This is a genomic window from Nostoc sp. (genome assembly GCF_036917155.1).
Taxonomy (GTDB): Bacteria; Cyanobacteriota; Cyanobacteriia; order Cyanobacteriales; family Nostocaceae; genus Nostoc.
Map to the genome: position 1 here is coordinate 77,911 of NZ_JBALDZ010000079.1, position 20,096 is coordinate 98,006.

Annotated in this window: 9 protein-coding genes and 1 pseudogene; all 10 read right to left on the reverse strand. The window is 39.8% G+C overall.

Translation table 11 applies throughout. The annotated features are described in order from the left end of the window. Nucleotides 1-4: 4 nt before the first annotated feature. Nucleotides 5-1,075 (reverse strand): HAD-IIIC family phosphatase, encoded by a 1,071-nt coding sequence (locus V7K67_RS11795; RefSeq protein ID WP_334730518.1) that lies wholly within the window; start codon nt 1,073-1,075, stop codon nt 5-7. A 323-nt stretch (nt 1,076-1,398) separates the two neighbouring features. Next, nucleotides 1,399-2,355: a cupin-like domain-containing protein gene (locus tag V7K67_RS11800; RefSeq protein ID WP_335166650.1), complete on the reverse strand. Its 957-nt coding sequence runs from the start codon at nt 2,353-2,355 to the stop codon at nt 1,399-1,401. 135 nt (nt 2,356-2,490) lie between these two features. Beyond that, complete coding sequence (locus V7K67_RS11805) at nt 2,491-3,360, reverse strand: cupin-like domain-containing protein (RefSeq protein ID WP_335166652.1); 870 nt, start codon at nt 3,358-3,360, stop codon at nt 2,491-2,493. Nucleotides 3,361-3,429: 69 nt separating this feature from the next. Next, entirely contained in the window at nt 3,430-4,611 is a 1,182-nt protein-coding gene (locus V7K67_RS11810) for an acyl-CoA dehydrogenase family protein (protein WP_335166654.1), read from the reverse strand. A gap of 224 nt (nt 4,612-4,835) precedes the next feature. Beyond that, complete coding sequence (locus tag V7K67_RS11815; protein WP_334730521.1) at nt 4,836-5,084, reverse strand: acyl carrier protein; 249 nt, start codon at nt 5,082-5,084, stop codon at nt 4,836-4,838. A 19-nt stretch (nt 5,085-5,103) separates the two neighbouring features. After that, complete coding sequence (locus tag V7K67_RS11820) at nt 5,104-5,958, reverse strand: 3-hydroxyacyl-CoA dehydrogenase family protein (RefSeq protein ID WP_335166657.1); 855 nt, start codon at nt 5,956-5,958, stop codon at nt 5,104-5,106. A 51-nt stretch (nt 5,959-6,009) separates the two neighbouring features. Beyond that, on the reverse strand, nt 6,010-7,416 hold the full coding sequence (locus V7K67_RS11825; RefSeq protein ID WP_334709072.1) for an acyltransferase domain-containing protein: 1,407 nt from the start codon (nt 7,414-7,416) through the stop codon (nt 6,010-6,012). A gap of 93 nt (nt 7,417-7,509) precedes the next feature. Next, nucleotides 7,510-13,389: a beta-ketoacyl synthase N-terminal-like domain-containing protein gene (locus V7K67_RS11830; RefSeq protein WP_335166659.1), complete on the reverse strand. Its 5,880-nt coding sequence runs from the start codon at nt 13,387-13,389 to the stop codon at nt 7,510-7,512. Next, a complete protein-coding gene (locus V7K67_RS34360; RefSeq protein ID WP_442943817.1) occupies nt 13,382-16,000 on the reverse strand; it encodes a zinc-binding dehydrogenase in 2,619 nt (872 codons plus the stop codon). The genes V7K67_RS11830 and V7K67_RS34360 overlap by 8 nt, the downstream gene beginning before the upstream one ends. A gap of 9 nt (nt 16,001-16,009) precedes the next feature. After that, nucleotides 16,010-20,092: pseudogene (locus tag V7K67_RS34365) on the reverse strand (type I polyketide synthase); the annotation flags it as partial. Nucleotides 20,093-20,096: the final 4 nt, after the last annotated feature.

Genomic DNA, 20,096 nt, shown 5'->3' on the forward strand with positions numbered 1-20,096 from the left:
TTTTTTAATTTATAACTTTGACATTCACATACTCAGGGATAGCCTGTATTCGACTTAGATCATTTTCTAAAATCAGCAAATCTCCATTTTTATCAATTTCCTGAAAGCCTGAAAACTTATAAGATATGTACATCATGCGATTCCGATTATTTGAAATAAACTCAGCCCGCAAACGAACATTATTGTTTTTAGCCAATTTCATAATATGGTTTAGCATAATTGTGCCGACACCTCTAGACATGACGCGACAAGACATCAGCAAAAGTTTTAGAGTCCACACAACTTCTTCACATTCCACAAGAGCTAACCCAATTTTTCCATAATTACCATATTTATCTTCTAAACTACTAATCAATATTTTATGCTTATCAGATTGCCGAAACTGATTTAGATCGTCATAGGAGTATGTATAACCAGTTGTATTTAATTGATTTGTTCTTATTGTTAATTCTTCGGCTCTTTGTAAATCATCTTCTTGAGCAGAAGAGATAGTGAAAGTCATATTGAGTGTAGCTAAAAATTCTTCTTGAGTTCCAATAAATTCTTTCTCGAAACTATTTCGTTCTATATCATTAAGATACATTAGCCTTCTTAATTTTGAATCCTCTGTAATAAAACGAGGATTCATGACTGGCATATCGACAATATACCCTATTTCATCAGCATTAATACACAGGATTTTTGGGCAGGAAAATTTTACTTCTTCTAGTTCAAATAATTGATCGTCAATAAAAGCGATCGCATCTATGCCAATGTTAAGTAAGCTAGCAATTTCTTTGAGAGAAGATGCTTTAGAGTTCCAGTTTATTTGTGGATATAAAAAATACTCTTTTAAACTAAATTCTTCTAGTTTGGCTATTGCTGTAGCAGGTTCGTTTTTACTAGCTATAGATTGTAGTATACCACGACCATCTAAAGTTTGAATAATATTTACTATATTTTCTCGCAGAGAAACTTTCTCATCTTCCAGCAAAACTCCATGCCATAAAGTATTATCTAAATCCCAAACGACGCATTTAATAACTTTTTTATCTTTTTCTTTACTATTTACATCTTGTTCTTCAGTGATAATCATAATATTAAACTCTCTCTGTTATGTGTACTTATGCTTTGAGCCGTTAGCTATAAGTTCTTGGCTGATAGCTAGTAGTCTGTCAAATTCATTTTGACGGTTAGAGAGACGCGATAAATCGCCGTCTCTACAAGGAATTTATCCGTCAATTAGTTCTTGACAGACTACTAGTACAAGAAGGCAAAAGTAAAAAGAAAGAATGCTTATTTTGTAAGCTTTCTGGCTATTTTAAATGGGTGGTTTATTTACGCCGTGTTGTACTAGTAGATAAATAAATCAAAAGCTCAATTTATTTACATGCGAAATGTATCTCAATGGTTTAGTTGCTATTTAAGTTTTTCCTCTTTAGCAGTCTCTGTGAAACTACCCGGCAAGATAAAAGATTTGATCATAGCTATAGAAGAATGTAGAGCGTCTGGAGAGGAGATTGCATGAAATAGATAATGAGGTGCGATGTTAAAAAGAACTGATGACATATTTTTTTGCTTGAAATAATCTTGAATTGTAATATCGTAGAAAAATGACAATGATATATTTTCATCTATTGCTGTTACATGATGCCACCAATAAGGTGGTATGTAGAGCATTTCTCCTGCTTGAATTACAACTTCTATTCTTTCCTGCCAAGGAAACTTCGGAAATAATTCCAAATTGGGGAGATTCGGATCTACCTTACTATAACCTGCTAAACCACGACTATCCTCAAGAGGTGGATAAAATGACAAATAATCAAAAGGAGGATATAAAAGTATTTTTTTTCTACCTCGAATTTGAACAAAAATATTATGAACTCCGTCAAAATGAAGGGAACTAGCTGAAGAAAAAATTTTACTTGAGAAACCATGCCAGTAGTTAACTAATGGCTTCCTCTTTAAGTATTCTGGATAAATTACGTCTCCAATAATTTCAGGGAAAGAATCTTCAAAACAAGCACTAGGTAAATAACACCCTACTAAATCAGAATCATTTTTATTTTCATTAACTCTCTCTTCTATCTCTTTTACATACTCCTTGTATTTAATTATTTTTCGATCTTCAACATAAGCACCAACATGAGAAAATATCTTATAATCCTCAAAGAAATCTTTCTTAAAATTTTGTATGTCAACCAGATTATTTCCGCAATGTGTTATCAAATAATCATTAGACCACTTACTACAAGCATCCCAATATTCAGCAACACCTTCAATTAAAAAAGGCTGATATTGCTTCCAAAGCTCTACAAATTCTTCTTGATTAGGATTTTTAATCCTCAAAATTGAGTCGCTATTTTTAACTGTCATAAAAAATCTCCAACAATATACTGTACTCGTTCTTATTTTTTGTGCGGATCAATTGATTGATGTTCTTTCAGATAAACGCCAACGTGTTTACGCTTATTTGTATACTTGATATAGCTGATTTCAAACTAATTGTGATTACCAAAGAGATTGAAATAAGAACTTAAGCATACTTAGGGAAGACATTGAATGACGTGTATAATGAGGCAAAATATTCAAAATAGTAGAAAAAAATCTCTTTTGTCTGAAAAAATCCTTTATTTTAATATCATACCAAAAGGACAATGATATGTTTTCATCTAATCCTGTAACATGATGCCACCAAAGAGGTGGGATATAGAGCATTTCTCCAGCTTGAAGTATAACTTCTATTTGCTCTTGCCAAGGAAATTTCGGAAATAATTCCAAATTGGGGGTGATAGGATTTACCTTACTATAATTTGCATAAGTACCACTCTCTCGAAGTGGTGGATAAAATGATAAATAATTTGAAGGAGAAAACAGAAGTATTCTTTTTCTGCCTCGAATTTGAGTAAAAATATTATGTGCTTGATCAAAGTGAAGAGTGGTAGTTTTCCCCAAGGAACCAAACCAGAAGAAAATGAATGGTTTTATACTAAAGTAATCTGGATAATTTATATCACCAATTAGTTCAGGCAAATACTTTTCAAGGTCTAACTCACTCATATAATATTTTAAATCAATTTCTTTTTTATTTTCACTAATTATATCTACATAGTCTTTTAACTTCATCTCCTTCTTATTGTTATAAGTTTCATGTAATACATAGTTAGAGTTATCCAAATATTCTTTAGTAAAAAATGATACGGGAATAATATTTTCCCCACATTTTTTTGATAAATAATCATTAGACCAGTTTTTACAGCCATTCCAATATTCAGCAACACCTTCAATTAAAAAAGGCTGATATTGCTCCCAAAGCTCTACGAAATCTTTTTTACTAGGATTTTTAATCCTCAAAATTGAGTTACTATTTTTAAGTTTCATAAACAATCCCCAACAATCTGCTTGTCTTATTTAGTGAAGTCTAAGTGTTTTTATTCAATAATAAAAATATTATTTGAACACAATATTTTTTTCTAAGCTAGTAGTAACAGTTGAAAAAAGATAATCTTGATAACCTGATTCTGCGATAGTAATTTCTTGAATTTGAGTACTACCTTCAATAATTTCCATGATTTTAGAATCTCGTAAATACCTTTCAACTGGGTACTCACTACTACAACCATTACCACCATGAATTTGCACGGCATCATTTGCTATTTTGGTAGCCACTGTGGATGCAAAGTACTTGGCAATAGCAGTCTCCGTAATCGAGTTTGGGTCGTTAATGTCTTTGAGATAACCAGCTTGATAACATAAAAGTCTTGCCGCTTTCACTTTAGTTATCATCTGAGTAATCATTTGGCGGATTAATTGATGTTCTTTCAGATAAACACCAAACTGTTTTCGTTCATTTGTATACTTGATACAAGCTTCTAAACAAGCTTGAGCAATACCTACACAACCCGATGCTACGCTATATCTACCATAATCAAGTGCAGAAGATGCAATGTAGGAAAATCCAAATCCTAATTTACCTACTAGATTTTCTGAAGAAACGTGACAGTTATTAAACAGCAATTCTGCTGACATTGAAGCCCTAACACCTAAAATACCAGACATTGGTTTGACTGAAAGTCCTGGGCTATTTTTTGCAACTAAAAAAGCAGTGGGTTTACCCTCACATTTAGCAAAGATCAAAAATACATCTGCTATTTGTCCATAGGTAATCCATTTCTTTTGCCCATTTAAGATATAAGCATCACCTGCAAGTGTTGCTGTTGTTTCTACACTTTTGGCATCGCTACCTACATGAGGTTCGCTTAGTGCAAAAGCAGCGATGATTTCTCCAGATGCAAATTTTGGCAGCCAATATTCTTTTTGAGACTTATTACCCCATTTACACAAAGCATAAGCAACCATGTTGTGAACTGTGAGCAAACTCCGCACAGAAGAACATCCCCGGCCAATTTCCTCGTTGAGAATACCATAAGTAATCATGTCCATTCCTTTACCACCATATTCCTGGGGTAATATGGCAGCGAGAAAACCACATTCAGCTATTTTTTTAATTAGTTCTGGTGGAGTAAATTCTTTTCTATCCCATTCCCCAGCACTAGGACATATTTCCTCATTAACAAAAGCTCTAAATTTAGCTTGAGCATTTTTTTGTTGGGTAGATAGTTCTAGTTTCATAATATCATTGATGCCTTGAAGAAGAATTCAGCTATTCTGAATTCAGGAGTCAGAATCAATCAGTGGGGGATTCAGACCCGCCACTGATTGAAGACCACTAAATCTTCGATTTAGTGGGGGTCTTAAACCCCTTGATTCATCCGCCAGTCGCACAAAAAACATTGCTGAATTCTGGCTCCTGACTCCTGAATTCTGTTTTGATAAAAATGGCAACGTATATTTGATTAATGCACGAGAATAGTAGTTTTACGTTCAATTAAATTGACGATAGAGTTGATTGTGCGAAAATTTTCAAATTCTAAATCATCGTTTTCAATGGTAATCTGAAACTCTTGCTCTACAAACAAAACAAGTTGCATGGCAAACATAGAATTGACAAAACCGAGCGCAAAAATATCTTCATCTGGTTGCAAATCATGATTGCCGAAAAATTTTGCCAGAAAGCTTTTGATTTTAGCTTTAATTTCGTTCATTTGTCTTGATTATTCCTATTTAATGATGTGCGTAAAATCCTTGACCACTTTTTCTACCATGTAACCCAGCATTTACCATTTTTTTGAGTAAGGGGCATGGTCTATATTTACTATCGTTAAAGCTTTCATATAAGACTTCGATAGAAAATAAAATGGTGTCTAAACCAATCAAATCTGCTGTTTCTAAAGGCCCCATTTTGTGACCGAAACAGCTTTTAAAGATTTTGTCTATATCTTCTGCTGTAGAAACTTGGTCTTGCAATAGAAAAACAGCTTCGTTAATAGTTAACATCAACACCCGGTTAGAAACAAAACCAGGTGAATCATTAACAAGGATACATTTTTTACCCATCTGAGCTAGCATTTTTTTTGCTATCTCAATTGTTATAGCAGAGGTATGATATCCACGAATCATCTCCACCATCGGCTTCATTGGTACAGGATTCATAAAGTGGATACCAACAACTTTATCAGCACGTTTAGTAACTGAAGCAATGCGGGTAATAGGAATTGCTGATGTGTTAGCGGCGAATACACAATTTGCTGGACAGATAGAATCTAGTAAAGGATATACCTCTTTTTTAATATCCCACTTTTCTGTGACATTTTCTACTACAAAATCTGAATTATCTAACATTTTATAGTTTGTAGAAAACTCTATTTTGCCGAGGATACTATCTGGAGTTTCTGTTTTGTCACTTTTTTTGAAAAAACCCTGAAAGCGGATATTATTCCTGATTTCGTGTTTAGCTTTATCCAGGGTATTTTCCGAAATATCTACGAGTATTACTTGATGACCTGTTTGAGCAAGGTTTTGTGCAACCCCTATTCCCATTACCCCTGCACCAACAACACCTACTGTTTGAATATTCATAACTTCAACTCATCTCCCTTTGGATATTATTGTATTTAAGGTAGTTTTGCATTAAAAAAGAGAGGCAGGTAAAGGAATGGAATGACGATGCTCATGAACATAAAATTTCGCCCAATCTATTTGCACTCCTGTTAACCAAAGCCTACCCAATGTTTTAAGTAAGAATGCTAAGTCTGGTTTATTATCGTAAGAATATCTAAGAGCGGGTAAGATGATTTGACTAACTGCTAAATTATTTTCTATACATTGCAGCGCAAAGCTACCTAGAGTCTGTCCAGGGCCTACTTCCAACAAAATAGGATATTGTTGTTTCCACAACTCCTGCATACCCTGAGCAAACAGCACAGGTTGACAAAGATGCTTAACCCAATAATCGGGATTTGTCGCTTCTGCTGCTGTGATCCAAGTTCCTGTAACGTTAGATATATAGGGAATTTTTGGTGCTTGCAGGTTAAATGTTTTTACCAACTCACGTAAGTCAGAGGTAGCACCCTCCATCATCTGAGAGTGAAAAGCGTGAGACGTATCCAGACGGCGACAAGCTAAACCTTTTTGTGTTAACTGTTGTTCTAAAACTTCTATAGCATTGGTTTCACCTGCGATTACACCCATAGATGGGCCATTGACCGCAGAGAGTGAGAGTTTATCATTGAGTAGGGGAGATATCTCTGTTTGCGAAAGTGGAACTGCAAGCATTGCTCCACCTGGCAACTTTTGAATTATCTGCGCTCTTGCTGCTATTAGTGTTAAACCCTCTTCTAAAGATAAAACCCCTGCCAAAGTCGCTGCTACATATTCACCAATGCTATAGCCAATCATTGCCGCCGGACGAATTCCCCAGGATATCAATAGCTCTGCTAAGGCATATTCAATTACAAAAATGGCTGGTTGAGCGAGGTGAGTTTGATTGAGTAAAGATTTAGCAGCTACCATCTTTGCATCCGCTTGTGTCTGGCTGCGACCTAACATTTTTCGTAAGTCCAGACCTGGAGAATTTTCTCTCAAAGACTGCTGGTCTTGTTGAGAAGCTCTGTGTGGATAGATTACATCTTGTAAATCTTGACCAAGAAGGGGTTTGAGAAATTCACAACAGTAGTCAACTGATGTGCGAAATACGGGTTCGACTTGGTAAAGTTCCCAAGCCATGTTGACGTAATGAGTACCAAGTCCAGGAAACATAAAGGCTACAGGACGTTCTTCTGTTTCTTGGATGTTGGTAAGCACTCGCCTTGAATCTTGAAGTGCAACTAGAGCATCTTCAATATCCCGACAAACAACCGTCCGCCGATGTTTAAAAGCCTGTTGTTCGCGTTGCAATGTATGAGCAATATCCGCAAGGTTAAAGTCACGATGCTGTCTCAAGTAATCTGCAAGGTTGACAGTAGCAGTTTTTAGTTCTGAGTCCGTCTTTGCAGAAATTACTAATAACTGCCAAGGGCGAGAAGGGCTAGTAAGCATTGTTTACAAACTCCAAAATGGCTACTTAACATTAGTGAGAATTATTTGTTGATGTTCTCATCGATTTCTCCTGCAATGGCTAAGTTTTGTAATCTAGCTTGACAATTGCACATCAAGAGTTTTGTTGATCTTCCCAGTTCCACTTATTTCATTTCCAGATAATTGTTCTAACTCTTCTATGAGGATTTCCTCAATCACCAAAGCTAATTCATCGATGGTGGGGGCTTCAAAAAGAGAACGAACAGGTAGTTCTATTTGAAAGTTTTTGCGAAGTTGAGAAATGAGGACAGTTCCCGTCAAAGAATCTCCCCCTAGTACAAAAAAGCTGTCATGAATACCTACTGGTTCAATACCTAGTAACTCTTGAAAAACTTCAACTAATTTTTGTTCTACATCATTACTAGGAGCAACATAAACATTTTTTAAGTTCGGTCTAGAGTGACGAGAAGATAAATTAACTTTTTGGGCAGGATTTTTCTGTTGTAAAGGCTTTAATCTAATCCATTGGTCAATTCTAGATTGTAAATTACCAGTTGAGACAACTATTTGATGATATTGACTCCACAAAAGAATTCGTTCAAGGGTCTTGATACCTTCTAAAGGTTCGATGGCAAATTCAGCTAAACTTGTACCAGTAGGTATTTGTGAATTTTCTGCTGCAAATTGCCATGCATCCCAGTTAATACTCATCCAAGGGACAGGATTTTTCTGATTATGCTGGTAAGCAAAAGCGTCCATTAAAAGACTTGCTGCTGAATAGGTTACAGAGCCTAATCCTCCTAAAATTGAGGTTAATGAAGACATTAATAGACAAAAATCAAGTTTTTGGGACTGCAAAACCTTTTCTAATACTAAGAGTCCCTGTTTCTTGGCTTGAAGTTGCTGTTTGGACTGCGTTGGTTCTATCTCTGTAATCGCACTAAATGAATTCTCTAAAGCTATCTTGGTTGTATGAAACACTCCGTTTAGTTGACCAAACTGCTCTTGTGTTTGAGCGATCACACTTTGCATTTGTGCTAAATTTACTACATCAAGGCTCTTGATTAAGACTTCTGCGCCCAGATTTTCTAGTTCCTGCACTTTCCGAATCTTACCGCTGATGTTATCTTGCTCATCGTGAGTTGTCAGCCACTCTAACCACTCCTGTCGGTTGGGAAAATCCTCAGCCTCTAAAAGCAGCAGTTTTGCCTGTACTGTCTTTGCTAGATGTTCGGCTACTACAAGTCCTATTTTTTCGAGTCCACCAGTAATTAAGTAGACTCCTTTTTCTCTGAACCTGGGTGTATCCGGGACGTTTGCATCTAATTGGACAGACTCAAAGGTTTGTACCCAACGTTCCAAACCACGGTAAGCCATAACTGAGTCAGAGGAATTGGCTTTAAGTTCTGTCAGTAGTTGTTCTACAAATTTTTCTTCTTGCCAACTTTCTGATAAGGGAATAATAACATCAATGCTACGACATTTAATATTGGAATATTCTTGTGGGATAACCTTAACAAGTCCGAGTAGGGTTGCTTTTTCTGGGCAGAGATTTTCAACTCCAGTTACAGCCTGCATATTGTTGGAGATAACTGCAAGCTGGAACTCATCAGTAAAATTCTGTTTTCCTAGCGCCTGTGCCAAAAACAGCAAACTCTGGAATCCCTGTGTTTCGGCTGCATCAAAGTCTGCACATCCTGACTGGGTTACACTCCACAGATGAATAATTCTTTTTGGTATTAAGTTTTGGGCGCGAAGTTCTTTAAGTAGGGTATTGTAATCATCCTGTTGTTGAGGTGCTATTGTATATGCACGCTTGTCCAGATGCTTCTCTGAAGATTCGCTTTGGCTGCCAAATTGCTCCCCAACTCTGACGGTAATTACATCATGACCTTCAAGTTCGAGTCGCTTGACGATTTGAGCACCTAACCCATACTCATCAACAAAGACTAACCAGCGTTCTACTTGTTTCACCTGACCGTTTGACTGTGGTGGTAGCGAACGTTTCCATGAAGGGATGTAGAACCAGTCAGCAATGTTGGACTTTTTGCCAAATGAAACTTCTTGTTCATGAAGTAATGCTGTAAAGGCTGCTGGTGCTTTGGGCGTTGCTGGGGCAGTAGCTTGAGCGACAATTATGTGGTCTGTAAAAGGTGCGAATTCTGAGAAAGCTTTTACCTGTACAAAACCATGAGATTTGAGTTCTGCTTGCCACTGCTCTTGAGATAAAAAGGGATTGCACATATTGCGATCGCTTTCTGGATTCTCTATCGGATTCATCAGCAGCGCGTCAATGAACTCAAATTCTAATCTGGGTTGAGTTGTTTCCCAAAATAGAAGTAAACCTCCAGGAGCGAGTAAAGAGCGGATGCGATCGAGAGTTTCTCCAATATTTCGAGTAACGTGCAGCACTTGGAAAGCTACAATTACATCAAAGCTGTGGCTTGAGTATCCCTGTTCTTGTGGCGATCGCTCAAGGTCTAGCAATTGGTATTCAACAAATGGATAATCGCTAAATTTCTTCTTAGCTGCATTCAGGAAAAAACCTCCCACATCAGTGAAGGTATAATTTGTTTTATCTGATGGCAGTATAGGTAATAGTTCTGCTGTGCCGGTACCAGTTCCAGCACCAAGTTCCAGAATTCTGAGATTAACTTGAGGTGGTAATGCTTTTAACACCTGTTCTAAGCATACCCGCATGATTGAGTTGTAGTACTTATTTTCAGGCAATTGTTGGACTGAAAATTCTCCTGACTTTAATAAGGTAGAAACATGGAACTCCAATGGTTCTTTTTTACCAGTCAGCAGAGATACCATATTTTCGCCATACAGTTGCAGCAAATCTATTTGTTGCGGCGTGTCTACCCATTTGGCTTTGACTTCTACTAATATTTCATTAACAAAGTGTGCTGATATTGGCAAGAAATTAGTAAATAACTCTTGTTCTCGATCTAACTGACCCTGTTCAACCAATATTTCTAGCCATCGACTGAACAATTCTCTATAGGTAGGAATAATCTGACATCGGTCAAATAACTCCTCTAGAGAATACTTTTTAGTGGGATTGCTAAAAGCTCCTAAATGTTTGATTGCAAGATTAATATAAGCAATACATAAACGATCTAAACACTCTCTTTTCTCTTGAAAAGTTTGCTCGTTAAATTCCGTAGAAGAAATGCTAGCTTGGAGTTGAGCAGCTTTTACCAGAGGTTTCCAAAGTTCTGATGCTGTTAACTGGGACTGGAAATTTCTTTGTGCAGGCAATAATTTTTGCGGTTCAATCCAATATCTTTGTCGCTCAAAGGGATATGTTGGCAAGGGAAGGCGATATCGACGCTCATCTGCATAAAATCCCGACCAATCTATCTTGATTCCTTCAAGCCATAGTTGTCCTAATGTGTTGAGGATGAAAGCAACATCTGACTGTTTCTCATAGGCATAGCGCAGCGAAGATAATATTACTTTGTGATCATCAGAAACATTATCTAAACATTGCACCGTTAAACTGCTTAAGGTTTGTCCTGGGCCTACCTCTAAGAAAATGGGACTATGTTGTGTCCACAACTGATGTATTCCATCAGCAAATAGCACGGGTTGGCATAGATGCTGTGTCCAATAACTGGGATTTGTGGCTTGCTCTGCTGTGATCCAAGTTCCGGTAACGTTAGATATATAAGGGATTTGCGGTGGTTTGAGACTGATATTTTTAACTAGTTCAGTGAAAGAGTTAGCGATCGCCTCCATCATGTAAGAATGAAAGGCATGAGAAGTCTGCAATTGCCGACAGGCTAACCCTCTAGCACTAAACTTGCCTGCCAGTTCCTCTATAGCCTGTGTAGTTCCCGCAAGTACACATTGGAATGAGCCATTGACTGCTGATAATGAAAGGTTTTCACTTAAGAAAGGTTGCACTTCTTCCTCTGTCAAAGGAACCGCCAGCATTGCTCCCCCTGGCAACTCTTGAATCATTTGCGCTCTTTTAGCAACAAGAGTAATCGCATCTTCTAGAGACAATACCCCGGCTATTGTTGCGGCCACATATTCACCAATGCTGTAACCAATCATTGCTACTGGACGAATCCCCCAGGACACCCATAATTGAGCTAAAGCATACTCAATGGCAAACAGCGCTGGCTGAGTGAGATAGGTTTGATTTAATTTTTGGGCGGCGGCATCTGGAGATTGGCGATCGCGACCAAGCATTTGGCGTAAATCGATACCCGATTTTTCCTTTGTTGCTTCTGGCTTGGCACAGGAAGTAGGATAAATAACTTCTTTGAGATTCAGACCTAACAGAGGTTGAAACAACGAGCAACAGCGATCGAGGTGTTCGCGGAAAGTTTTTTCAACTTGGTATAATTCATAACCCATATTGACATAATGGGTTCCCAAACCAGTAAACATAAAGACTACTGGGCGCTGATTTGTTTCCTGAGTGCTAGTGAGAACTCGTTTGGGATTTTGGAGGGCTGCGATCGCATCTTGAGTATCTTGACAAACAACTGTCCGCCGATGGCTCAAACCATGCCGACCAACTTGCAATGTATAAGCTACATCCGCAAGGTTGAGTTCTGGGTGCTGTTGCAGGTGATTAACCAAATTTGTAGTTGCTGTCTCTAAGGCAGAGCTAGTTTTAGCCGATAGACACAGTAAATATTTACTTTTGCCTTTTGCCTTTTGACTTTTAACTTGTACTGGCGCTTCTTCTAAAACAACATGAGCATTAGTTCCACCAATGCCAAAAGAACTAACCCCAGCCCGGCGAGGAGTTCCCTCTGTTTGCCATTCATGAAGCTGAGTATTAATGTAAAAGGGGCTGTTAGCGAAATCAATCTCTGGATTGGGTTCTTCAAAGTGCAGGGTGGGCGGAATCATCTTGTGTTTGAGCGCCAGGACTGTTTTGATCAAGCCCGTCACGCCAGATGCCGAACTCAGGTGGCTGACATTAGTCTTGACTGAACCAATGGCACAGAAGTTCTTTTTACTAGTTCTGGCACCAAACACCTTTTTAAGTGCCCTAAATTCAATTGGATCGCCTAGAGGTGTACCAGTTCCGTGGGTTTCAATGTAGGTGATTGTTTCAGAATCAAAGTTAGCGATCGCCTGAGCCTCAGCAATCACTTCTGCTTGGCCTGTGACACTGGGTGCGGTGTAACTCACCTTCTCAGAACCATCGTTATTGATAGCTGAACCTTTGATAACCCCATAAATGCAGTCCCCATCAGCTACAGCATCTTCCAATCTTTTCAGCACGACAATACCCGCTCCTTTACCGAAAGGGCTGCCCTGTGCTTTCGCATCAAAAGCCCGACAGTGACCATCAGGAGAGGCCATACCACCTTCTTGATAGAAATAACCTTGTTTTTGTGGAATTTGTATTGCAATACCACCAGCCAGGGCCATATCACACTGATAACTTAGCAATCCTCGACACGCCAAGTGAACTGCTACTAATGATGTAGAGCAGGCCGTGCCGACGCTAATACTCGGCCCTTTCAGGTTTAATTTATAAGAAACTCGTGTGGATATAAAGTCTTTATCATTAGCAATTGCAATTTGCGACTCCAGCGTTTTCATGAGTTCAGGGTGTGAGGCCAGATTGTTAAGCAAGTAGGTACTTAAGTTAGCCCCTGCATAAACACCAATGAGATTTTTGTTTGTTTTCGGGTCATAACCAGCATTTTCCAGCGCTTCCCAAGCACACTCCAAAAAAAGACGTTGTTGCGGGTCTATGATTTCAGCTTCTCTAGGCGAGAAGCCAAAGAATGAAGCGTCAAACATCTCAATGTCTTGTAACACAGCCCCCGCTTTAACGTACTGAGGGTCATTTAACCAAGCTGGGTCTACGCCTGAAGCAACTAACTCGTTATCAGTAAAGAATGAAACTGATTCCACACTGTTACAAAGATTCTGCCAAAATTGATCGACATTTTTGGCTCCGGGAAAACGACCACTCATGCCGATTATGGCTACGCCTTTCAACTGGTTACTCACGTATTTTCCTCCTTTGCTTCATTAGTTGCATTTCTTCTTCCATAACTTCCTGTTGCCTCTTAGCACGGTTATATGCTTGCCCAAAGGCAGGTTCTTCAGCCTGTTTCCGACTTAAATATTCTGCTAAGGTACTTATGGTTGGATATTCAAACAAGTCAGCCGTTGAGATATCACCATTAAACACTTGTTGCAGTTGGCTGCGAACTTGGACTATTAGGAGGGAATTGCCACCGATTTCAAAGAAGTTGTCTTGTATTCCCACCAAATCTTTCCCAAGAAGTTCTTTCCAGATGACAGCAAGCCTTTGCTCAATCTCATTTCTGGGAGCAACATAGGCACTACTGGGCGCAGGTTGTGATTGTGTCGGTTTAGAGAGATGATACTTTTGTGAGGCTTCTTGGAAAGGTTGTAAGTTAACACCATTATCCTGCTCAACTCGGTTTAAGAAATCACGGGTCGATACTAAAACCTGGGTAAGTGTACTTCCGAGAATGCGGTCAAACGCCTCTATACTCTCTTTTGGTAATAACCCTTCCTTGAGAATAGCAGGTTTGTCCTGTATACCAGAGCCAACTGTGGAAAAGACGGTAGACGGAGAAACCAACCAAGTAGGAGAAGCTACAGTCCCTTTCTCCTGACTAACTTCGCCTTCTGAAGCAACCAGCGCTTTCAAAGCCTCCTGATTCTGCCAAGATACCACAATCTTGCCGATATGTTTGGCTTTAGCCATGTATTCAAAGGCGGGAGCTACTTCTGTAATTGGAAATATCTGATGAGGAAGGGAATTAAAATTGCCATCTTTAAAGTGTTGCACTACTTCGTGCCACGTAGAAATGAAGTCAGGGAGATCATTTCCTACTTCCGTAGCAAAGAACGATAAGCATTTCTCAAAAGGTCGTAGACCTAATTGGCTATTGTTGAGGATATCCCGCTTACCGAGTTCTAGAAAGCGTCCATAGGGTGCTAGAAGTGAAAGGCTTTTAGTCATGAATTCTCCTGATAGGGAATTCAAAACTACGTCCACACCCTTGCCATCAGTATATTTCATCACTTCATCGGCAAAAGCCAAAGACCTGGAATCCATAACATATTCAATACCCAACGAATGCAGAAATGCTCGTTTTTCCGGGTTGCCTGCTGTGGCGAAGATTTTGGCTCCCACCCACTGGGCTATTTGCACGGCAGCCATTCCAACACCACCGGCAGCAGCATGGATGAGAACACCCTCACCCTGGCGAAGCCTAGCTAATTTGATCAAGGCATAGTAAGCCGTAATAAAGGCAACGGGAATTGTTGCTGCCTCTTCTAAACTCAGATGATCTGGTTTGAGTGCCACCAAAGAAGCAGGAGTCGTTGTGAATTGGTTAAAGCAGGAATCGCCAAAGGCGATGACTTCATCTCCTACCTCAAAACCCTTAACTCCTTCTCCCAGAGCGACTATCTTTCCAGAACACTCTCTACCGAAGTTGACACGAACATTTGGTGGAACAGGAAGCAGCCCCAATGCTATAAGCACTTCCTTGAAGTTAAGACCAGTCGCGCAGACCTCGATTTCTACCTCACCCAGACCTGGTTTTTGGCGGGTGCTAGGTCGCAAGGTCAGGGTATCTAAGATGCCAGGGGAAGCAATCTCCAAAGAGAAGTTTTCGCTGGCAGAAACGGAAGAAATTTTTCGAGGTTTACCGTTAGACTGTTCAGCAGTAATTGTGCCAATATCTACTTTCCTCATGATGAATTCTGCAATCTCAACCAGTTCATTTCCCTGGTCGTCCATGATGGTGATATGAAATTTTAAAATTCCTTCTCGGAACTGATTATTTTCTGTATATCTGATGTGGCTATATACTTTGCTTGGCAAAGGTTTTTTTATTTTCAGACTTTTATAGGAAAACGGTAAGTAAATACCTTCGTTTTCAATACTTAGAAAACCCGTGGCATTATCCAATAAAGCAGGATGCAACTTATATGAATTAATATCGGTGGCAAATACTTCGGGCAGTTCCAGAGCAATCAACCCCCGATCTGTTCCTAATTTTGCCTGCTTCAAGTTATTCCATCTAGAACCAAACTCTACAAATCCTGTTTGAAGCTTATGCTCTCCTTCTGGAATGATTATTTCCTTTTGATTACATCTTGCCTCAAGTTCTCTGATTTCCTGTTTTGCTGATGATTCTACTTTTATACAGGCTATTTCGCCCTTGGCGTGTTCGATCCATTGCTTTGACCCTGAGTTTGATTGGCTTGTTACCGAAAATTCAAAGCCCTCTCCTTTCTTCTTTAAAAGTGTACGAACTTCTTTTTCTTCATCATCTTCTATTACCAAGGGAGTCAAGAAAAATACTTCCCGAATTTCAATCGTTCCGTTCTGAGCATGGTTTTCAAAAGCGGCTAAAGCCATTTCCAAGTAAGCTGTTCCTGGAAGTGTCGCCTTACCCATAGCCCTATGTTCATCTAAAACCCAGTGTTTGATGACGCTAAATTTGCTGATGTATATCTCTTGCTGTTTCCCTTCAACTATACATTGATCGAATAAAGGGTGAGACACTTCTTTTAATTGATATTTGGAAATATCCAGGGTTGGTATTGATTGCTTCATCGCCTCTGCTACCATCCCCTCTTTCTGCCAGGAATCCCAGTTAATCGATACGGTAAATGTGCCATCTCGGTCGCTCCTATAGCAAGCAAAAGCGTCAATAAAAGCATTAACAGCAGCATTATCTACTTGCCCAAATCTACTTGCAATGGAAGTGATTGATGAACACAGAACAAAGAAATCCAGTAGAACATCCTTGAGAATTTTATTGAGAATTAGTATGCCTTTTATTTGAGATGCCAGCATACTTTCTGTCATTTCTGGCGTTTTTTGCGGAATCATGCTGCTAACAGAAACCTCGGCTGCATAGATTACACCATTGATCTGACCAAATCGCTCTTGGGCGAATGCGATCGCTTGTTGCATCTGCTCAAAATTGCTCACATCGGCGCTGACTACCAAAACTTCTGCACCTAGCTGTTTAAGTTTCTGGATTTCCCGAATCTTGAGGCTTGTATTATCTTGCTCATCGTTAGTAGCTAGCCATTGTTCCCATTCCTCTGGTAAAGGAAAAGCTAAACCTCCTGTCAGGATCAGCTTGGCTTGTACAGTCTGTGCAAAATGTTGGGCTAGGACAAGACCAATACCTTCTAATCCACCTGTAATGAGATAAACGCCTCCTTCTTTTAACCTTGATATCCCTTGGCCAGCTTTCTCCAATCGAATTGGCTCAAAAGTTTGCACCCAACGATGATTTCCACGGTAAGCAATAACTTTCTCAGAACTTAGCGTTTGTAACTCGCAGAGCAGCTGCTCTAAAAGTTTCGGCTCAGTCTTAACTCCTAATTGGGGAATAACAACATCAATGCTACGACAGATAATATTTGAGTATTCTTCCGCAATCACCCTAACGAGTCCGAGTAAAGTCGCCTTCTCTGGACACAGCAACTCTTCTCCGACAACTTCCTGCATATTGTTGGAGACAACCGCGATTTGATATTCATCAGTATAGTGTTTACTAAGTGCCTGGGCTAAAAACAGCAGACTGTAAAATCCATTTTCCTGAACTTTGTCAACTTCCTCAAGTCTTAATTCTGCGTCACTGTGCGGTGTAATACTCCATAAATGAACAATGGTTTTTGGGCGCTTATTTTGTGCTATAAGTTCATTGAGCAAGGCATCATAATCATCAGCTTGTCGAGGATTAAGGATATATGCGCGATCGCTCAACTTTGTAAACGCTGACCCAATCTTCACGGTAATCACATCTTGACCCTCAAGTTCGAGTCGTTTTACCAACTCAAAACCCAAACCGCACTCATCGATAAATACAAGAGTGCAAGACAAAACTGACTTTTGACTTAGTTGAGGGGCAAGCAGCAGAGAGCGTTTCCAAGATGGGACATAAAACCAGTCGGCTATGTCCAGCTTTTTGCCTAGTAGAGAGGTTGTAGGCAATTTCTTTTCACCAGTCTTGAGAGCGTTTACCTGTATTTTGGGTTCAATCCAGTAACGCTGACGCTCAAAAGGATAAGTAGGTAAAGGTATACGATGACGGCGCTCATGGGTATAGAATCCCGACCAATCTACTTGTACTCCAGCCAGCCATAGCTGACCCAATGTATTTAACAAGAATGCTACATCCGACTGACTTTCTTGTGGATAGCCCAAGGAAGTTAACACAATCTGCTGGGCTTCTTTATCAGGATGACGACGGGCAAATGCACTCAAAGTCTGCCCAGGGCCAACCTCTAGCAAAATGCGCTCTGGTTGTTTCAACAATTCTTGCATACTCTGAGCAAAGCGAACTGTTTGCCGCAGATGCCTAACCCAATAGCTTGGATCTGTCACCTCCGCTTCTGTAATCCAAGCTCCGGTAACATTGGATACAAAAGGAATTTTAGGAGGATTCAGTTTAACTTTTTTAACTTCCTCAGTGAAAAGCTTTAAGATGGCATCCATCATCACAGAATGAAAGGCATGGGAGGTATCCAGACGCATACACTCAATGCCTTGGGAAGCTAGCTGCTTCTGTAACACCTCCACAGCATCTATGAAACCTGAAACTATACAAAGAGATGATTCCTTAATCTCAGCTAGAGATAGTGTTTTGCCTAGCAGGGGTTGAACTTCTTGTTCTGAAAGTGGAATAGCAAGCATTGCACCTTCAGGCACTTGCTGCATGAGTTGTCCCCGTGCAGCTACTAGAGTTAAAGCATTTTCTAATGAGAGTACTCCTGCTAGACATGCAGCGACATATTCCCCGATACTTTCACCAATCATTGCTTGGGGATGTATTCCCCACTCCATCCACAATTTTGCTAGGGCGTACTCGATGACAAAGAGTGCTGGTTGAGCAATTGTGGTCTGTTTCAGTTGTTGCGCGGCTTCTTGAGTCTTTTCTGTGTTGGGGTAGAGTAGATGTCGCAGGTCAAGCCCTAGATGTGGTTGGAGAAACTCTGAGCAGATATCTACCTGCTCTTGAAACGTCGGTTCTGTCTGGTAGAGATCCAACACCATATTTACGGACTGTACTCCTTGCCCTGGAAACATAAATACGACGGGAGGATCTAGGCGATCCTGGTAGACCTGAAAAACCCGTTTCGGATCTTGTGTTTCTAAAGTAGCGATCGCATCATTAATGTCATGGCAAATCACCATCCGCCGATGGTTGAAAGCCCTGCGACCAACCTGAAGTGTGTAAGCAACATTCGCTAGGTTAACATTTGAATGCTGCTTTAAGTATGCAATTAGATTCGCAGTGGCAATTTCAAGTGCAGAGATGGTTTTGGCTGAGATTACCAACAATTGCCGGGGTCTGGATGCTTCCGAATGTTTGATTGGCGGAGCTTCTTCGAGAATGACAAAGGCATTGGTTCCACCATAGCCCCAGGAATTAACCCCAGTTAGACGGGGTGTGTGATCTGTCTTCCATTCAGAAATCTGAGTATTGACGTAGAAGGGGCTGTTGTTGAAATCGATTTGGGGATTGGCTTGTTCAAAGTGCAGACTAGGTGGGAGCAGCTTGTGTTTGAGCGCTAACGTAGTTTTGATGAGACTTGTTACACCGGCTGCTGCATCTAAATGTCCGATATTGGTTTTCACTGAACCGATCGCACAAAAACCCTTCTTTTGGGTAGTAGTGTGAAAAGCTTTTTTGAGTGCAGTGATTTCAATGAGATCACCCATAGCTGTTCCGGTTCCATGAGTCTCTATATAGGTTATATCCTCGGCATCTACTCCAGCATTTCTCAGGGTTTCTACAATTACCTCCGCCTGACCTTCTACACTAGGGGCAGTGAAATTTACTTTCAAAGAACCATCGTTATTGACTGCTGAACCCTTGATGACTGCATGAATGCAGTCTCCATCAGCAAGAGCATCCTCTAATCTCTTTAATACGACAATTCCAGCCCCACTGCCGAAAACAGTTCCCTGTGCTTTGGCATCAAAGGCTCGACAGTGCCCATCGGGAGACAACATCCCTCCTTGTTGATATAAATAGCCAGCTTTTTGTGGAACTTTAATTGAAACACCACCAGCCAAAGCCATATCACATTCTTCATTCAACAAACTTTGGCAGGCCAAGTGAACTGCAACCAATGATGTAGAACAGAAGGTTTGGAGAGTAATACTAGGCCCTTTAAGATTTAATTTGTAAGAGACACTTGTGGTTAGGAAAGCTTGACCACTACCATGTAGAGGTTGTAAAACTCCATCTACAAGATTTATAGTATCGCGGTTTGGATAAAGATTTTCTAATAGATAGGTGTTCATATTTGCCCCGGCGTAAACCCCAATCAAACCCTTATAGGTTTCAGGATCGTAGCCAGCGTTTTCAATTGCTTCCCAAGCACACTCCAGAAAGAGGCGATATTGGGGGTCTATAACTTCAGCTTCTTTAGGTTCAAAACCAAAAAATGAAGCGTCAAACTCCTCTACGTTTTCCAGTATCGATGCGGCTCTAACATAATTAGGATTATTTAGCAAGGCAGAATCAATATTTGAAGATCTTAAATCACTCTCAGAAAAAAATGAAATTGATTCTACACCGTCCTGCAAATTTTGCCAAAACTCATCAATATTTTTTGCACCTGGAAACTGACCTGCCATACCCACTACAGCTATATCTAAACCAGCTATATTAGAAAATGTTTCATGGATTTTCATTAGT

Excerpts from the sequence above, each read along its gene's own strand:
- V7K67_RS11795 (WP_334730518.1), bottom strand. The coding sequence starts at position 1,075 with ATGATTATCACTGAAGAACAAGATGTAAATAGTAAAGAAAAAGATAAA.
- V7K67_RS11800 (WP_335166650.1), bottom strand. The coding sequence starts at position 2,355 with ATGACAGTTAAAAATAGCGACTCAATTTTGAGGATTAAAAATCCTAAT.
- V7K67_RS11805 (WP_335166652.1), bottom strand. The coding sequence starts at position 3,360 with ATGAAACTTAAAAATAGTAACTCAATTTTGAGGATTAAAAATCCTAGT.
- V7K67_RS11810 (WP_335166654.1), bottom strand. The coding sequence starts at position 4,611 with ATGAAACTAGAACTATCTACCCAACAAAAAAATGCTCAAGCTAAATTT.
- V7K67_RS11815 (WP_334730521.1), bottom strand. The coding sequence starts at position 5,084 with ATGAACGAAATTAAAGCTAAAATCAAAAGCTTTCTGGCAAAATTTTTC.
- V7K67_RS11820 (WP_335166657.1), bottom strand. The coding sequence starts at position 5,958 with ATGAATATTCAAACAGTAGGTGTTGTTGGTGCAGGGGTAATGGGAATA.
- V7K67_RS11825 (WP_334709072.1), bottom strand. The coding sequence starts at position 7,416 with ATGCTTACTAGCCCTTCTCGCCCTTGGCAGTTATTAGTAATTTCTGCA.
- V7K67_RS34360 (WP_442943817.1), bottom strand. The coding sequence starts at position 16,000 with ATGGTAGCAGAGGCGATGAAGCAATCAATACCAACCCTGGATATTTCC.